The sequence below is a fragment of the Bradyrhizobium sp. INPA03-11B genome (assembly GCF_040446015.1).
GTDB classification, from domain to species: Bacteria; Pseudomonadota; Alphaproteobacteria; order Rhizobiales; family Xanthobacteraceae; genus Bradyrhizobium; species Bradyrhizobium macuxiense_A.
Genome location: NZ_JASGSR010000027.1, coordinates 26,015 through 42,517 on the forward strand (window position 1 = coordinate 26,015; position 16,503 = coordinate 42,517).

Annotated in this window: 16 protein-coding genes; 8 read left to right on the top strand and 8 right to left on the bottom strand. The window is 66.4% G+C overall.

Features of this window, described 5'->3' with window-relative positions; translation table 11 throughout:
- Positions 1 to 23: 23 nt before the first annotated feature.
- Positions 24 to 923: a LysR family transcriptional regulator gene (locus QMZ05_RS14035; protein WP_353701285.1), complete on the bottom strand. Its 900-nt coding sequence runs from the start codon at positions 921 to 923 to the stop codon at positions 24 to 26.
- Positions 924 to 1,026: 103 nt separating this feature from the next.
- Here QMZ05_RS14035 and QMZ05_RS14040 point away from each other — a divergent pair, with 103 nt between their 5' ends.
- The 3 genes from QMZ05_RS14040 to QMZ05_RS14050 all read left to right on the top strand — a co-directional run bounded on the left by QMZ05_RS14040 (position 1,027) and on the right by QMZ05_RS14050 (position 4,523).
- Positions 1,027 to 1,812, top strand: a complete 786-nt coding sequence (locus QMZ05_RS14040) for a GNAT family N-acetyltransferase (RefSeq protein ID WP_353701286.1) — start codon at positions 1,027 to 1,029, stop codon at positions 1,810 to 1,812.
- Positions 1,809 to 2,987 (top strand): MFS transporter, encoded by a 1,179-nt coding sequence (locus tag QMZ05_RS14045; protein ID WP_353701287.1) that lies wholly within the window; start codon positions 1,809 to 1,811, stop codon positions 2,985 to 2,987. The genes QMZ05_RS14040 and QMZ05_RS14045 overlap by 4 nt, the downstream gene beginning before the upstream one ends.
- A 72-nt stretch (positions 2,988 to 3,059) precedes the next feature.
- Entirely contained in the window at positions 3,060 to 4,523 is a 1,464-nt protein-coding gene (locus tag QMZ05_RS14050) for a M20/M25/M40 family metallo-hydrolase (RefSeq protein WP_353701288.1), read from the top strand.
- A gap of 3 nt (positions 4,524 to 4,526) precedes the next feature.
- On the opposite strand, the gene QMZ05_RS14055 is transcribed toward QMZ05_RS14050, so the two are convergent.
- Together QMZ05_RS14055 and QMZ05_RS14060 are read right to left on the bottom strand one after the other, a co-directional pair.
- The gene (locus QMZ05_RS14055) at positions 4,527 to 5,036 is read right to left on the bottom strand and encodes a DUF1993 domain-containing protein (protein WP_353701289.1); all 510 of its coding nucleotides are present in this window, start codon (positions 5,034 to 5,036) and stop codon (positions 4,527 to 4,529) included.
- Between the two features lie 15 nt (positions 5,037 to 5,051).
- A complete protein-coding gene (locus tag QMZ05_RS14060; protein WP_353701290.1) occupies positions 5,052 to 6,488 on the bottom strand; it encodes an MFS transporter in 1,437 nt (478 codons plus the stop codon).
- 104 nt (positions 6,489 to 6,592) lie between these two features.
- On the opposite strand from QMZ05_RS14060, the gene QMZ05_RS14065 reads away from it, so the two are divergent.
- Entirely contained in the window at positions 6,593 to 7,504 is a 912-nt protein-coding gene (locus QMZ05_RS14065) for a LysR family transcriptional regulator (RefSeq protein WP_353701291.1), read from the top strand.
- Between the two features lie 31 nt (positions 7,505 to 7,535).
- Here the strand turns inward: QMZ05_RS14065 and QMZ05_RS14070 are convergent, their stop codons facing one another.
- Positions 7,536 to 8,447, bottom strand: coding sequence for a LysR family transcriptional regulator (locus tag QMZ05_RS14070; protein WP_353701292.1), 912 nt, complete (start codon positions 8,445 to 8,447; stop codon positions 7,536 to 7,538).
- 214 nt (positions 8,448 to 8,661) lie between these two features.
- Between QMZ05_RS14070 and QMZ05_RS14075 the strand changes: the two genes are divergently transcribed.
- Positions 8,662 to 10,179 carry an MFS transporter gene (locus QMZ05_RS14075; protein ID WP_353701293.1) on the top strand — a complete coding sequence of 506 codons (1,518 nt, stop codon included), beginning with the start codon at positions 8,662 to 8,664 and terminating at the stop codon, positions 10,177 to 10,179.
- A 61-nt stretch (positions 10,180 to 10,240) separates the two neighbouring features.
- Here QMZ05_RS14075 and QMZ05_RS14080 read toward each other — a convergent pair whose 3' ends face one another.
- Positions 10,241 to 10,645, bottom strand: a complete 405-nt coding sequence (locus tag QMZ05_RS14080) for a cupin domain-containing protein (RefSeq protein ID WP_353701335.1) — start codon at positions 10,643 to 10,645, stop codon at positions 10,241 to 10,243.
- A gap of 101 nt (positions 10,646 to 10,746) precedes the next feature.
- Positions 10,747 to 11,148, bottom strand: a complete 402-nt coding sequence (locus QMZ05_RS14085) for an Ohr family peroxiredoxin (protein WP_353701294.1) — start codon at positions 11,146 to 11,148, stop codon at positions 10,747 to 10,749.
- 148 nt (positions 11,149 to 11,296) lie between these two features.
- Here QMZ05_RS14085 and QMZ05_RS14090 point away from each other — a divergent pair, with 148 nt between their 5' ends.
- The 3 genes from QMZ05_RS14090 (at position 11,297) to QMZ05_RS14100 (ending at position 14,494) form a co-directional block, all read left to right on the top strand.
- Positions 11,297 to 11,764: a MarR family transcriptional regulator gene (locus QMZ05_RS14090; RefSeq protein WP_353701295.1), complete on the top strand. Its 468-nt coding sequence runs from the start codon at positions 11,297 to 11,299 to the stop codon at positions 11,762 to 11,764.
- 218 nt (positions 11,765 to 11,982) lie between these two features.
- Positions 11,983 to 13,149, top strand: coding sequence for a substrate-binding protein (locus QMZ05_RS14095; RefSeq protein WP_353701296.1), 1,167 nt, complete (start codon positions 11,983 to 11,985; stop codon positions 13,147 to 13,149).
- 127 nt (positions 13,150 to 13,276) lie between these two features.
- Entirely contained in the window at positions 13,277 to 14,494 is a 1,218-nt protein-coding gene (locus tag QMZ05_RS14100) for an MFS transporter (protein WP_353701297.1), read from the top strand.
- A gap of 33 nt (positions 14,495 to 14,527) precedes the next feature.
- Here QMZ05_RS14100 and QMZ05_RS14105 read toward each other — a convergent pair whose 3' ends face one another.
- Together QMZ05_RS14105 and QMZ05_RS14110 are read right to left on the bottom strand one after the other, a co-directional pair.
- Positions 14,528 to 15,172 (bottom strand): glutaminyl-peptide cyclotransferase, encoded by a 645-nt coding sequence (locus QMZ05_RS14105; RefSeq protein WP_050419014.1) that lies wholly within the window; start codon positions 15,170 to 15,172, stop codon positions 14,528 to 14,530.
- An 86-nt stretch (positions 15,173 to 15,258) separates the two neighbouring features.
- Positions 15,259 to 16,479, bottom strand: a complete 1,221-nt coding sequence (locus QMZ05_RS14110) for a helix-turn-helix domain-containing protein (protein WP_353701298.1) — start codon at positions 16,477 to 16,479, stop codon at positions 15,259 to 15,261.
- Positions 16,480 to 16,503: the final 24 nt, after the last annotated feature.

Sequence of the window (16,503 nt, forward strand, 5' to 3'; positions counted from 1 at the left end):
AGGGAGGACGCACGGCGTCCTCCCTAGCGGCCATTGTTTTTTGCGGCCGCGAGCGCCTTCAGCGCCGACAGCGTCTGCCGCAGCCCGCGGTCGAGGCGCTTGTCGCGGCGGATCACGACCGCGAGGCGGCGATAGAGCTTTGGCGACAGCGACCGGACGATCAGATCGCGCTTGGTGTTGGCAGGCACTGCCATGCCGGGCAGGATTGCGCAGCCGAGGCCGGCGCGGACCATCTCCTTGATCGCCTCGACGCTGCCGAGCGACATCAACGGTTTCAGCGACACGCCGCCGCGCGCCAGCCACTCATCCGCAGTACGCCTTGTGTTGCCGCCGGGCTCGAACAGCAGGACCGGCCTGGTTGCCAGCACCTCCGGTGTGATCCGCGCCGGCAGCTTCATCTCGCGCGGCGCGATCAGCACGAACTCGTCGTTCATGACAGGGGTGATCTCGAAGCTGCGCCCTGACACCGGCAGCGTCACCAGCGCGATGTCGATCGTGTTGTCCTCGACCGCCCGCGCGATCTCCGCCGTGTTGCCGGTCGTGACCGTGATCTCGAGCGAGGGCAGCGCGGTGCGCAGCTCCTTCAGGATCGGCGGCAGCAGGAAGATGCAGGCGGTCGCCCCGGTGCCGAGCCGCACACGGCCTGCCGTTCCCGTAGTCTGCTGCGCAACGGCGTCGACCGCCGACGTCACCGCCGCGTTGATCTGCTGCGCGTGCGAGAGCAAGGCGACGCCGGCGGCCGTCGGCCTCGCCCGTCGTCCGACCCGCTCGATCAAGGTCGCATTCAGGCTCTTTTCGAGCTGGCGCACCTGCAGGCTTACCGCAGGCTGGGTGAGCTGCAACCGCTCGGCCGCGGCGGAGAAGCTGCCGCTATCGATCACGACGGCGAAGCTTTCGAGATAGTCGAGGTTGAGGTTCTTCATCAAAGTACATCTTATGCTACGCATAAGTTATCAAAGCTTCACTTATATAAGGCCGTAGCGCATAGTCCGGCAAGCGACGGCTTCGGCAGATCGGGAGCAGGCATTGTCTGGCCTCAAGCGCATTGGCGGCGTTATCGTCGAGCTGGGGCGCTATCTTGCGGTCTCACCGCATTCGCGCATCCGCCGCTGGCAGGCGCTACGCGGGCTCGACGATCGTCTGCTGGCGGATGTCGGACTGTCGCGCAGCGATGTCGAGATGGGCCCATGGTGCGTGCAGAATGCGCCGCCGCGCCGCCGAAGCACAGGCATGATGCCGCAGGACGAGAGTGGAAGGATGAGAGACAGCGAAGCCACAGTGATCCGCGCCGCCACAGAGGTCGACATGGCGGAAGTGCAGCACATCTACGCCCATCACGTGCTCAACGGGCTGGCGACCTTCGAGGAGGTGCCGCCGACGGTCGACGAGATGTGCGGCCGCCGGAGCGCCGTGCTGGCGGCGGGGCTGCCGTATCTCGTGGCCGTGGTTGACGGGCGGGTGGCCGGTTACTCCTATGCGACGGCGTACCGGCCGCGGCCAGCCTATCGCAACACCATTGAAGACTCGGTCTACGTGTCGGAAGCGCTGCGCGGCCGCCGCGTCGGGGCTGCGCTGCTGCAGGCGCTGATCGAGCGATCGGAGACGGGGCCCTGGCGGCAAATGATCGCCGTGATCGGCAACAGCGGCAATGTCGGATCGATCGCGCTGCACCGTCGCATGGGCTTCGAGATGGTCGGAACGCTCAGATCGGTCGGCTTCAAGCTCGGGCAATGGGTCGACACCGTGCTGATGCAACGGCCGCTGGGGCCGGGCGCCTCCACGCTTCCCGCGGAGAGGGAATTTCTGCGGTGATCGCTCGCCGCGTCGTGGCCGCCCTCGGGCTGGCTCAACTGATCTCGTGGGGCGCGACCTATTATCTGATCGGCGGCTTCGGCGAGCAGATATCGGCGGATCTCGGCTGGGGGCGCGACATCGTCTACGGCGGATTCGCCGCGGCACTGCTGGTGATGGGGGTGACGTCGCCTCTTGCGGGGAGGTGGGTGGACAGAAGCGGTGGCCGTCAGGTCATGGTCGCGGGCGCCGTGATCAACGCGCTCGGCTGCGCCGGCCTCGCGGTCTCGCATCAGATCGGCACCTACTACGCATCGTGGATCGTTCTCGGCTTCGGCATGCGGCTGACGCTGTACGATGCGGCATTCGCCGCGCTGGCCCGGATCGGCGGACCTGAGGCGCGCCGCGCGATGTCCGGGATCACCCTGCTCGGTGGCCTGGCGGCGACCGTGTTCTGGCCGCTCGGCCACGTGCTCTCGGAGCAGTTCGGCTGGCGTATCGCGGTGCTGGTCTATGCCGGTCTCGCACTGCTGGCGATCCCGCTGCACGTGCTGATCCCGACCAAGCGGTTTGCCGGCGTATCGAGCTCCGCAGCGCCGGCACATAAGCAACCACGCGCTGCCAGCCGCCGGCAGCTTGCAGCGGCGGGTGGGCTCTATGCCGTGATCATGACCGGCGCCAACTTCCTGAATGCCGGCATGTCGGCGCACATGATCGCGGTGCTCTCAGGTCTCGGGCTCGCCGTCACCGTGGCCGTCTGGATCGCAACGCTCCGGGGCATTGGGCAATCCGCCGCGCGCCTTTGCGAAATCCTGTTCGGTGCACGGCTCGATCCGCTGGCGCTCAATCTGATGGCTTGCCTGATCATGCCGCTCTCCTTCATCGCCGGATTGTTCAGCGGGTCGTCGAGGGAGATGGCGATCGCCTTCGCGTTGCTCTACGGCGCCTGCAACGGCATTCTGACCATCACCAGGGGAACGCTGCCGCTGATCCTGTTCGATCATCGCAGCTACGGCACGCTGGTCGGCCGGCTCATCGTTCCGAGCTTCATCCTGCCCGCGGCGGCGCCGCTGGTCTATGCCATCGTGATCGACCGGTTTGGCGATGCGAGCGCGCTCTATCTCTCCACCGGCCTTGCCATCACGACGTTGCTAGCAGCCGCCATGCTGAAGGTGATGTTCCCCAGAACTTCTTGAGCGCGAGGGCTCCCTGGGGCGAGCGGCGCAGATTATCCTGTTTTCAAAACCATATAAGGGAGGAAGAAGAACATGATGCCGTCGATCAAGACCCGCCTCGCTGCGTTGGCCCTTGCCGCGTTGCTGTCCTGTGCCGGAGCGGGACATCCGCGCGCCGAGCAGCCGGGCGACCGCACGGTTGCGCTGCTCAAGAAGCTGATCTCCTTCGATACCTCGAACGGGCCAGGCGATACGCGGGCGCTCGCCGAGTACCTGAAGTCGCAGTTCGCGCCGCTGGGTGCCGAGGTGGACATCTTCGTCGCGCCGAACGGCAAAGCCGCGCATTTCATCGCGCGGCTGCGCGGTGACGGCTCGAAGAAGCCGGTGCTGCTCGCCGCGCATGCCGACGTCGTTCCGGTCGAACGCGAGAAATGGACCGTGGAGCCATTTGCCGGTGTCGAGAAGGACGGTTTCGTCTACGGGCGGGGCGCGATGGATTTCAAGGGCGGGCTCGCCGTCTTCGCCAGTGCGGTGATGCGGCTTGCCGAGGAGAAGACGCCGCTGGCGCGCGATGTGATCTTCCTGGCCGAGGCCGATGAGGAGCAGGGGCAGTACAGCACGGTGTGGCTGGCGAAGGACCATTGGGACAAGATCGACGCGGAATTCGCGCTGAACGAAGGTGGCTACGTCCTGCAGGAGCGCGACGGAACGGTGCGCCAGATCAATGTCACGACGGCGGAAAAGATCTCGGCGACCTTTGCCTTGAAGGCGACCGGTCCCTCCGGTCATTCCTCGCGGCCGTTTCCGGCAGGGGCGATGGCCAACGATCGCCTGATCGCGGCGCTGGCCAAGCTCGCGCTGCACGATCCGGCCGTCAAGCTGGTGCCGGCGACCGAAGCCTATTTCAAGGCATTGCTGCCGATCAGTTCGGAGCAGACGGCAGCCGATATCAAGCAGCTGTTGGCCGCGAAGGACCGGGCCGATCTCGAAGCAGCCGGAAAGAAGCTGGTCGCCGACAATCCCAAAGACAGCCTGCTGCTGCATGCCCTGCTGCGCGACACCATGGTCATCACGATGATCGACGCCGGTATCAAGCCCAACGTCATCCCCGGCGACGCCAAGGCGGTGGTGAACACGCGGCTGCTTCCGGGAACGACGACGGACCAGATGATCGCCGAGATCAAGCGCGTGGTCGGCGATCCCGGCATTGAAGTCAGCATCGTGACCGCGCTGACGCAGCAGGCGGCGCGGGACGCCTATCTGATGCGGAGCAAGATCCCGGCGTCGCCGGTCGATACCGAGCTTTATGCCGCGCTGGATCGTAATGCCAAGCGGGTCTGGAAGGACGCGGTCCTGGTGCCGACGATGTTCGAGGCGGGGACCGACGCCACCGCCTGGCGCGAGCGCAACGTGCCCGTCTACGGCATCTATCCCTATCCGCTCGACGACGACATCCTGAGCCGGATGCATGGCAACGACGAAAGGATCGGCGTCGAGGCCGTCAAGCAGGGCGCGGAGTGGGTCTACAACACGCTTCGCGAGGTCGCGAAGAAGTAGGACTCACTGCGGGTGGTAGTTGCCGAGGAAGTCACGCTTGCCGAGCGGGACGCCGCGATGGCGCAGGATGGCGTAGGCGGTGGCGACGTGAAAGAACAGGCTCGGCAGCGCGAAGCCGTGGAGATAGCGCGCTGCCGGCATTGGCGGGACGCCGAAGGGCAAGGTGACGATGCGTTCCGCTGCCTGGTCGAATGCCCGAACCGGGACCGTGTCGATGTAGTCGAGCGTCCGCGAGATGCGGGCGTGGGCCTCGGCGAGGCTCCGTTCATCGTCGGCAAAGGGCGGTGGCTCGAGACCGGCGAGCCGCCCGGCGGCGCCCTTGGCGTGATCGCTGGCCCGTTGCACCTGGCCGACCAGCGTCAGCATGTCGGGCGCCAGCCGTGCCGCGAGCATGGCGTCGGGATCGAGACCGCGTTCGCGGGCGTCGGCCTCGCCCTTGCGCAGGAGATCGGCGAGTGCGCCGAGCATCTGGCGAAATACCGGGACGGAAGCATCGTAGAGCGGTGCGGTCATGGCATTCTCCCGATTTCAAGCGGCCGGCTCGCGTGGCAGCCACAGCGACAGCCAGCCGCCGAGCGCCAGCAGCGCGACATTGCAGCCGAGCGCGATCGTGAAGGCGTGGGCGTAGTCGCCGGCCTGCGGATGCGTCCCGAGCAGGCTGTAGAAGACGCCGCCGATCACGGCGACGCCGAGTGCGGCACCGATCTGGAAGGTCGAGATCATCATGCCCGATGCCAGCCCCGCATGGCGCGGATCGATGCTGCCGATCACGGCCTTGATCACCGACGGCATCACGGTGCCGAAGCCGAGCCCGCCGCAGATCAGGCCGAACTCCACACTCTGCGGCAGCACTCCGCCCACCGACAGCATCACGATGCCGAAGCCGATGACCTGGAGCGTGAAGCCAAGAGTCAGCGTGCGCGCGCCGAGCCATTGCATCACCAGCGACGACACCAGCGAACTCACGAAGAATCCGGTGGCAAAGGGCAGGGTGGCGAGGCCGGCCGCCAGCGGTGAAAAATGCAGCCCGCTTTGCAGGTAGACCGCAAAGGTCAAATAGAACGACGACAGCATGTAGAAGGCGAGCGCCATCACCAGTCCGATCACGAAGTCGCTGTTGCGCAGCAGATGCAGGGCAACCAGCGGATCACCGCCGCGCGCCGACAGCCGCGCCTCGAAGCGGACGAAGGCGGCGAGCATCAGCGGAGACGCCAGCAGCATCGCGATGATCCAGACCGGCCAGCCGGATTCGCGTCCCTCGATCAGCGGATAGACCAGACAGCCGAGCGTGAGCGACAGCAGGACGACGCCACCGACATCAAGCCGTTGGGCATGCTCGGCACGCGAGTCGGTCAGGTACAGCAGTCCACCGATGAACGCGACGAGGCCAATCGGCACGTTGATCAGGAAGATCGCCTGCCAGGCCAGTCCGAGCGGATGCGCCGAAACCAGCGCGCCGCCGAGCACCTGCCCGCAGATGTTGGCAAGACCGAACGTGGCGCCGTAGAAGCCGAGCGCGCGGCCCTGTTCGGCCGCCGGAAACAGCACGCGGATCGAGGCGAGCACCTGCGGCGCCATCACCGTGGCGGTGAGGCCTTGCAGAATCCGTCCGGCGACCAGGATGGTGGGCGACCACGCAACACCGCACAACACCGACGCGACCGTGAAGCCGGCGACACCGGTCAGGAACATGCGCCGCCGGCCGAGCAGGTCGCCGAGCCGGCCGCCTGTGATCAGGAATACCGCGTAGGTCGCGGCATAGGCCGAGATCACGAACTGCACCTCGCTCGCCGTCGCGCCGAGATCGTCGCGAATGGCCGGCAGCGCGAGATTGACGACGTTGAAATCGAGGATCGGCAGGAAGGCGCCCGTCAGCAGCACGGGCAGGGCCAGCCAGCGCCGCGGGTCGACCATCGCCGGCCGCGTGTCGTGCAATCGCAATGTCTCGGTGGTCTCGCTTGTCACCTGCCAACTCCTCTGCATCGTCGGCGCGCCGCACCAACGACCGGAAGATGGCCTGTCCGTTCGTGATAAGGTATTATCCAGAGGTGCCAAGTGAGTTTGCGAAAATGCACAGCCCTCTCGACTGGAATGACCTTCGGCTCGTCCTCGCTGTCGCGCGCGAGGGCAGCCTCTCAGGCGCGGCGCGCAGACTTGGCGTGACGCATTCGACGGTGTTTCGCCGTCTTGGCACGATCGAAACAGCGATCGGTACGCGGCTGTTCGAGCGCTTCCGCGACGGCTATGCGCCGACACCGGCCGGTGAGACCGCTGCAGCGTCGGCGGCCCGGCTCGAGGACGAGGTGCTCGCGCTCGAGCGCAAGCTGGCGGGACAGGACCTCAGGCCGTCGGGTCCGGTCCGGATCACGACCACGGACACGCTCGGCGCGGTACTGGTGCGGCATCTGCCGGCGATGCGCGCTGCGCATCCGGAGATCCGGCCCGAGATCATCGTCTCGAATGCGATGGCCAACCTGACGCGCCGCGAGGCCGACATCGCGATCCGGCCGACGCCGGCGCCATCCGAGTTGCTGGTGGGACGGCGCATCGCCGACATTGCCCATGCGATCTACGGATCGCGTGCCTATTTCACGCGGCGTGACGACAAGGATCCGTCTGCGCATGACTGGATCGGGCTCGATGACGCGCTGGCGGGGACCGTGATCGCCGACTGGATGCGGAAGAACTTGCGTTCGGCGCGCGTCGCCTGCCGCGTCGATGCGCTTCCGGCGCTGCGCGACGCGGCAGCGGCTGGAATGGGTCTGGCTCTGCTTCCCTGCTATGTCGGCGATCTCACGCCTGCGCTGCGCCGTTTGACGCCGAAGCCGCTCGCCGAGCCGCGATCGGCGCTATGGTTATTGACGCATGACGATCTCAGGCGCACCGCGCGCATCCGCGCCACGCTGGATTTTCTGGCCAAGGTGCTCGCGTCGGAACGCGCGCTGTTCGAGGGGAAGCGCGCCGAAGGCACGCGGCGCTAGCCGGTAGGCGATCTTGCGCGTCACTGATTGTTCAGGACCCGGCAGCGACAGCGATGGTTCGCGTGTTCCCCGCTGCGCTGCCGGCGCTCGCGGGCGGACGATGGTGCTCGCGAAAGGCGCTTGCCAACGTCTTCAACGCCGCGCGCGACCTCGCGTCTGACAACGTCGACAGCAGCATGATCTCGGATGGAGGCAGGGCGGGGAGGCCGAACTTCTCGGTCACCTCGATCGTGCCGGGCGGCGCCACCCGGCGTGAGAACACCGAGATCGCCAAGCCCGCCGATACCGCATCGGCGACGGCAAAAGCGCCGCAACCGAGGAAGGTTTCCGTCCACGGCAGTGCCGCTGCGTCGAGCGCACGCGTGGCGGTGTTGAGGATGCCGCAGGCGGGTGACGATGCCGCCAATCGGAACGGCTCTCCGGCGCGATGGAGAAAGTCCGGCGTGGCAAACCAGCCGAAATGATCGGGGCCGAGAACGACGCCGTCGCGGCGATCGTCCTCCCGAAAAATGATCACGGCGTCGATCATTCCGCGATCGAAGGTGTCGAGCAGATCACGGGCATCGCCGAGGCGCACCTCGATCGTGAGCATGGGATCATGTGCATTGAGCCGGGCGAGCAAGGTGGGAAGTTCGGGAGCGCCGACGTGAGTAGCGATCCCCAGTGAAAAACGGCGGCGGGCTGACGACAGTCCGGCGACGGCGCGGTCATGCGCGGCGAGCAGTTCGCGCGCGGGTGCGAGGAACTCGGCACCCTGGGCCGACAGGCGCACCAGCCGCGGGGTTCGCTCGATCAGCCTGTGGCCGACCTGGCGCTCCAGCCGCTTCAGCTTGACGCTGATCGCGCCTTGCGTGGTGCCGAGCGCTTCGGCGGCGCGCGTAAAACTCTTGAGCTCGGCGATGGTCACGAAGGTCTTCACGGCGTCGATGTCGAGCGTGGTCATGTCAGTCATCCGGAATTGTTGTCTCTGAAATATCTAGTCATCCAATTCACCAATGCTCAAGCCATGACTAGCTTTGCGTCGTGAAGCGCCGCGGCCACCCGATTCCTGCCGCTGCTGCCTCAATACATCGTGAGTCGATCGACCGACGCTGCTGGCAGCACCCTGGCAACAGCGTGCGGTATGCCGTTGGCTTGCCACAACAAAAGGCCCGATCATGTCTACTGAACTGAGCCGCCGCGGCGCCGTCGTGCTGTCTGCCGTATGTCTTGCCTGCCTGATGTTCGGATTGGAGATTTCCAGCATCCCCGCGATCCTGCCGACGCTGGAACGGGTGCTGCATGCCGACTTCAAGGCGCTGCAATGGATCATGAACGCCTACACCATCGCGGTGACCACCGTGCTGATGGCGATCGGAACGGTGGCGGACCGCTACGGGCGCAAGCGCATCTTCCTGGTCGCGATCGCGGCGTTCGGCATCACCTCGCTGATTTGCGGTGTCGCCTCGAGCGTCGAGATGCTGATCGCCGCCCGGTTTCTGCAGGGGCTGAGCGGCGGCGCGCTCTTGATCTGCCAGATCGCCGTGCTGTCGCACGAATTCCAGGGTGGCCGCCTGCGCGCCGTCGCCTGGGGTTGGTGGGGCGTGATCTTCGGCATCGGCCTCGGCTTCGGACCGATCATCGGCGGTGCGGTGGTCGCGGTGCTGAGCTGGGAATGGGTATTCCTCGTCCACGTGCTGTTCGCAGCCGTGGCGTTCGTGCTCACGATCGGTGGCGTGCATGAATCCAGCGATCCGAAGGCCAGCAGCCTCGACGTCGCCGGCATCGTGACGATGTCGCTCGCGGTGTTCTGTCTTGCCTTCTACATCACGCAGGGACCGGATCTCGGCTTCGTCAGCCCGAAGGGGCTCGCGATCCTCGGCGTCTCCGCGGTGAGCTTCGCAGCGTTCCTCGTCGCCGAGAGAATCAGCCGGCGGCCGATGTTCGACTTCTCCGTGTTTCGGATCCCGGCGTTCTCCGGTTCGATCGTCGGCTCGGCGGCGATGAACCTCAGCTACTGGCCCTTCATGATCTATCTGCCGATCTGGTTTCACGCCGGCCTCGGCTATGACAGCGTCTCCGCCGGCCTTGCGCTGCTGGCCTACACATTGCCGACGCTGGTGATGCCGCCGTTCGCCGAACGGCTGTCGCTGCGCTACCAGCCGGGCCTGATCATCCCCACGGGGCTGTTCACCATCGGCACCGGATTCATGCTGATGAAGTTCGGCAGCGCTGCCGCGCAGCCCGACTGGCTGACGATGTTGCCGGGCTGCCTGCTTGCCGGAATCGGCCTTGGGATCACCAATACGCCGGTCACCAACACGACGACCGGCTCGGTCTCGAGCGACCGTGCCGGCATGGCCTCCGGCATCGACATGAGCGCGCGGATGGTCTCGCTGTCGGTCAATATCGCGCTGATGGGGTTCATCCTGGCGAGCGGCGTGCTCTCGCATCTGAAGGCGGTGTTGCCGGCGCTCGACGGCGCGCAACTCCGTGTCCTCGCCGAGCGGATCGCGTCCGGCGATGCCGCGTCCGCGCCGGAGCTGGCTGGCCCGGTCGTGCATAAGGCGCTGGCGAGCGGGTTTGGCTGGGTGATGCTCTATGGCGGCATCGGCGTCTGGATCATGGCCGCGATCAGCTTCCTGATCTTCAACGCGCGGACGGTGCGGCAGCCGGAGGTTCAGTGCAGCAAGTGACGGGATGTCGCCGCGCTCGCCCCAAGATGAGAAGTGCGCAGGGCGGGCAGGCGGCGTCGGTTCACTTCACGAGCGTCAGCAGCGGCTTGTCCTTCTCGACGATGTAGGTCGCAAGCTCGCTGGCGGTGACGTTGCCGACATTCTTCGCCGCATGGATCGTGCCGGCGGGGATGAACAGCACGTCGCCGGCCTTCAACGTTGCCGGCGGCCTGCCGTCGACATCGTATTCGAGGGTGCCTGATAGCACATAGATGAGCTCTTCGCCGGGATGGGTGTGCTGGCCGAAGGCCTTGCCCGGCGCGATGTCGACACGCACCTGGACGGCTTCACGCCCGGGCGCGCTGAGATCGTGGCGCTGCAGATCGGTTCGAGCGATGCCGGCCGGCTGCTGCGCCTGCGCGCTCGGGATCGTCAGGAGACTTGCAGCGAACAAGGCCGTCCTTGCGAGGAGGCGCGTCGCCGTCATCAGCTTGCTGGTCATCTTGAACTCCAGGGTTGTTGTCGCGACTGATCCGACCGCGAGCCGGCAAGCGGCCGGCCCGCGTCGGAGGTCATCATGTGATCGTCTCAGACCAGAGTGGTGGTGACGTCGATGTTGCCGTGAACCGCCTTGGAGTAGGGGCAGATGCCGTGCGCGGCTTCGATCAGCTCCTGCGCAACCTCGCGCTCGATGCCGGGAACGTGGACGTTGAGGCGCGCGCTCAGGAAGTAGGCGCTGCCGGCCTGGTTCAGGTCGATCTCGGCGTCGACCTCGGGCTCGCTCGCGAGCTTGACCTTGCGCTGTCCGGCGGCGAGCTGGATTGCGCCGATGTAGCAGGCCGACCAGGCGGCGGCGAACAGGTTTTCGGCGGCCGGGTGCGGCTGCGGCAGCTTGACGTCGAGGAAGCCGTCGCGCGAGCGGGCGGCGCCGTTCGGGCCGGCGGTGACGTGGGTCTTTCCGGTGACGAGAACCTTTGCATTGGCGGTCATGGCGAACTCCTTCGGGTTGGATATAGATCGTGTCCGATCTAATCGGATGCGAGTTGAAATAGGTCCCGCGCCAGGCGGTGTCAAGCTCTTCCGATTTAATCGGACACGATTTATATTGGTCGGGACTTCACAAACTCCGGAGACGCCCGTGACCCGTTCCTCCAAGGCCGACACAAAGGGCCGAAAACTATCGAGTTTTCTGTGCTTTGCGGTCTATTCGGCCAATCTGGCCTTCGGCCGTGCCTACAAGCCGATCCTCGACGCGTTCGGCCTGACCTACACCCAGTACATCGCCCTGATCGCGTTGTCGGAGGCGGACGAGCAGACTGTCAGCGCGCTCGGCGAAAAGCTGTTCCTTGAATCCAACACGCTGACGCCGATCCTCAAGAAGCTGGAGCAGAGCGGCTACATCAGCCGGACCCGCGATCCCGCCGACGAGCGGCAGGTGCGGGTGAGTCTGACGCCGGCCGGCCGCCGCCTGCTCGACAAGGAGATCAACGCGTCGCTGGTCGAAGCGACCGGGCTCGGCGACGAATTTCCGATCGTGCAGAAGAGCGTGGTCAGGCTGCGTGACAATCTGCTGCATCACACGCGCGGCGATTCGAAGAAGGGCTGATCGTTCGGCAGCAGATCGTCATACAGGGCGTGAATCGGCATTCCGCGGATGCGGGTGCCGGGAGATGTCGGGGGAAGGTGTCGCGGAGACGTCTCGACGCGCGTGGCGAGCATAGTCTCGAATGTGACGCAAGCGGGCCGCGCTTGACGATTTCTTCAGTGCCGCGTCGATAACATCGATCGAGCAAGATTGCATTCTGCCCGAAGGGGAAGACCTACATGCCATCACGTTCGATCATCTGCACGACGCTCGCGCTGCTGCTCGGCGGCACAGTGCTTCAGCCTTCGCGCGCCACCGAATCCGGCGCATCCATTCGTATCGGCGCGGTGCTGCCGTTTTCCGGCGGCGTCGAGCTCTACGGTCAGCAGGCCAAGCTCGGGCTCGATCTTGCCGCAAAGGACATCAACGCGGCCGGAGGCATTCTCGGCCGGCCCGTCGAGGTGATCTATGCCGATGACAAGACACGACCGGAGCCGGCCGCCGACGCGATGCGTTCGCTGGTCGAGAAGCAGGGCGTGCTGGCCGTGGTCGGCCCAATCACCTCGCGCAATCTGAACGCGCTGGTGCCGCTCGCCGAGAGCTCGAAGACACCGCTGCTCTACGCCACCAATTACGAGGGCGGCAAGTGCAGCCGCTACCTGTTTTCGTTCGGCGCGGTGCCGAACCAGGAGCTCGGCCAGCTGCTTCCCTACATGACGCGGAGCTACGGCAACACCTATTTCCTGCTCGGCGCCGACCGGGTCTGGCCGCATCAGATGTTCGACATCGCGCAGCCGTTGATCGAGAAGCTCGGCGGCAAGGTGGTCGGGACGAAATACACGCTGGGGACGGAGACCGACTTCTCACCACTGATCAAGGAGGTCGCGGCGAGCAAAGCCAAGGTGCTGCTGTTCGCGCTGAAGGGCGACGGGATGGATTTCATCCGCCAGGCCGACGATGCCGGATTACTGAAGGACATCACCGTCGCGTTCCTTGGATTGTCGGAGGTCGATCTCGGCATCTTCCGCGGCAAGGGCCAGAACATGGTGACGGTGGTGCCGGCGGTCGCGGCCAGCGACGACCCCTCGGTCAAGGCGTTCGTCGCGAAGGCCCGCGCCGCTGCTGAGCCGGGCGTCGCGGTCTCGAACTATGTGATGACGCATTACAACACCCTGATCGCGCTGAAGGCGGCGGCCGAGAAGGCCGGCAAGCTCGACAAGGAGGCCATCATCGACGCGATGGCGGGCCTCGTCATTCCGTCGCCGACCGGCCCGGTGACGCTTGGTCCGGATCACCACACGGCGATGAACATGTTCATCGCCGGGACGCAAGGGACGGAACTGGTGCAGGTCCGCTCGCTCGGCGCGATCGCGCCGCAGCCCGAGTGCAGTTTGGCTGGTCGCTAACCATCCCGGTCGCAGCCGCTGGAGGGCGCCACGCTCGCAAAAAAGTGAGGTGAAGCGCTCGTCTGCTGTCGGTTCCATGCCGGTTCGTTCGTCTTCCACCCAGAACGAGCTGCATGGGAGTTCCGGAATGAGCAATTCGACCTATCGCTGGGTGATCGTCGCGGCCGGTGGCCTGCTCGGCTGCGTCGCGATCGGCGGCATGTTTTCGTTGCCCGTATTCCTGCAGCCGATGGCGCGGGAGACCGGCTGGTCGGTGACGGGGATCTCCAGCGCCATGACGATCGGCTTCCTGGCGATGGCTTTCACCAGCATGATCTGGGGCACGCTGTCCGACCGCTTCGGGCCGCTCCCGGTGGTGCTGACCGGATCGGTCGTGCTGGCGGCGAGCCTTGCGCTGGCAAGCCAGGCTCCATCGCTGCTGGCGTTTCAGTTCATGTTCGGCCTGCTGGTCGGCGCCGCCACGGCCGCGATCTTCGCGCCGATGATGGCATGCGTCACCGGCTGGTTCGATACCCATCGCAGCATCGCCGTCTCGCTGGTGTCGGCCGGCATGGGCATGGCGCCGATGACGATGTCGCCGCTGGCGGCCTGGCTGATCTCCCACCATGACTGGCGGACCGCGATGCTGATCGTCTCAGCGGTGGTCGGCGCGATCATGATCCCGGTCTCGTTCCTGGTGCGCCGCCCACCTGCGCTGCAGGGTGGTCACGCTGAAGCGGCAACCGCGAACGGAGAGCCGGCGATGTCGTTGGGGCAGGCGCTGCGCTCGCCGCAATTCATCATCCTGATCGCGACCAATTTCTTCTGCTGTGCCACCCATTCGGGTCCGATCATCCACACCGTGAGCTACGCCGTCACTTGCGGCATTCCGATGGTCGCCGCGGTGACGATCTACAGCGTGGAAGGGCTCGCCGGCATGGGCGGCCGCATCGCCTTCGGCCTGCTCGGCGATCGCTTCGGCGCCAAGCGCGTGCTGGTGCTGGGCCTGTTGGCGCAGGCATTCGGCGCGCTCGGCTATGTCTTCGTGCGCGAGCTTGCGGCGTTCTACGCGGTCGCGGCGGTCTTCGGCTTCATCTATGCCGGCACCATGCCGCTGTACTCGGTGCTGATCCGCGAAAATTTCCCGCTGCGGATGATGGGCACCGTGATCGGCGGCACCGCAATGGCCGGCAGCCTCGGCATGGCGACCGGCCCATTGGCCGGCGGCCTGATCTACGACACCTTCGCGAGCTACACGTGGCTCTATGTCGGCTCCTGGGCCGTCGGCCTCGGCGCGTTCCTGATCATGATGACCTTCCGGCCGATGCCGGCAGCGCGGCCCACCGCGGTGCCCGCGCCGGCGTGAGCCTGCTGCGCGCGTGGAGCGAATGATCTCGCTTCACGCGCGGCTGCGCTTGGGCCGCCGGATGGCGCGTACCTTGTTGTTGGTCGAGCCGCTGCCGCAGAAGAACCGGTCCTTGCCGTCGGATTCGAGCCCGGAGACGAACGTGCCCTTCGGCATCTCCAGCCGTTCCATGACTTCGCCGGTCTGCGGATCGATGCGCCTGACGTCGCTCTGATCCTCTTCCCAGGTGCCGTGCCAGAGTTCGCCATCGACCCAGGAGACGCCGGTGACGAACCGGTTGCTTTCGATGGTGCGAATGACCTTGCCGGTTTCCGGATCGACCTGAACGATGGTGCGGTCGCGATACTGGCCGACCCACAGCGAGCCTTCCGCCCAGGCGAGGCCGGAATCGCGGCCGCCGCCGGGCGAGGGGATCGTCGACACCACGCGTCCGCTGTTCGGCTCGATCTTCAGGATGCGGTCCTCGGCGATCTGGTAGAGGTGCTTGCCGTCGAAGGCGGTGCCGGCATGGGCGGCGATGTCGAGGGTGCGGGTGGTGATGCCGCTGTCGGGATCGAAGGCGACCAGTTGGCCGCCGGCCGCGAACCAGACCTGCTCGCCGTCGAAGCTGACGCCGCCGACGCTCTCGACGCCTTCGAACGCATATTCCCGGATGATCTCGGCTTCGGACTTCTTCATGCGGCGCTCCAGGTTCTTGTTTGACGCGTTTCTTTACGCGAACCGGTATTCACTTCGCTCGAAAACGCTCTGATTGCCGCCCGATGCTAGCCGTTCGGCAGCGGGGCAGGGAGTAACAACGTCGTCGTGAATCCCGGCACCGGGGGCGTCATCCAGCGCCGCGCCCGGGCGCGGCCGACCGACTGCACCTTGCCCGTGGCGGCGAGCGCATCGAGCGCGCGCTGCACGGTACGCTGGCTTGCGCCGAGCGCGACCGACAGCGCCGAGCTCGACCAGGCCTCGCCGTCGGCGAGGAAGGCCAGCACCGCCGCATGCTCTTCCTCGACCGGTAGCGCCAGCACGGTGACCTCGCCGCGACCATGCGGCTCGAGCACGAAGCCGTCAGGCGTCGCGTTGAGATCGGCGAGCGGCTGCAAGGCCCGGCGCAGCCGTCCGATCTCGACCCGCAGCCGCGCGCGGTGCGATTCATCGGCCTGTTTGCCGCGAAAAGCGCGTGCGATCAGCGTGCCGCGCGACACGTCCTGTGGCCAGGCTTCGCCGAGCGCACGGGCGAGCGCGAACAGCACCGGCCGCCGCGTCAGCGAGATTGTCGTCCGGGCGTCGCGCACGGCGTAACGGCAGGCATCGACGACGAGTGCCTTCGACGCCATCAGCGCCTCGACCTCCTCGAGCCGCAGCGGCCGCTCGCTGCCGCGCGCGATCAGGCGCGCCGCGGGCGTCGCGAGCAGGTGAGCGGTGCTCTCGACCTCGGCCGCAAGCGCGGCGATGCGGGCGCGCCGTGCGGCATCCCGTGCCCGCGCCAGCGCTTCGCGTGCCGGCTTGGTTCGCAGCCGCCGCATCGCGATGCCGGCGACGACCAGTTCATGGCCTACGCGCAATGCCGGCGGAAAGGGCGCCGGATCGAGGCCGTCAAGCATGTGCTCGGCGGCATCGAGACTCCCGATCAGCAGCAGTCGTCGGATTTCGAGGTAACCGGCGTGCGCGGCGTTGAGCGCATCGCCGCGCGCCGCGAGCGTTGCGCGCGCCGCGGCGAGGCTCTTGCTGGGAAATGACAGGTCGCGCGACACCAGCGCGATCTCGGCCTCGGCCACCACGCAGCGCGCCCGCGCGATGGCTTCTCGCGGACCGAAGGCGCGGCCCGCGCGCCGCAACAGCTCCTTGGCGCGGGTGAAATCCCCGAGCCGGGCCATCGCGATGCCGCGCAACGCCAGCGCCGGCGCATCGTCGCGCAAGGCCACCCGTTTCAGTGCGCCGAGGGGATCACCCGCCGCGAGCGCGCGCGCCGCAGCCGTAATCAGCGAGTCCATTCGAATCCCGACACACTTGTCACT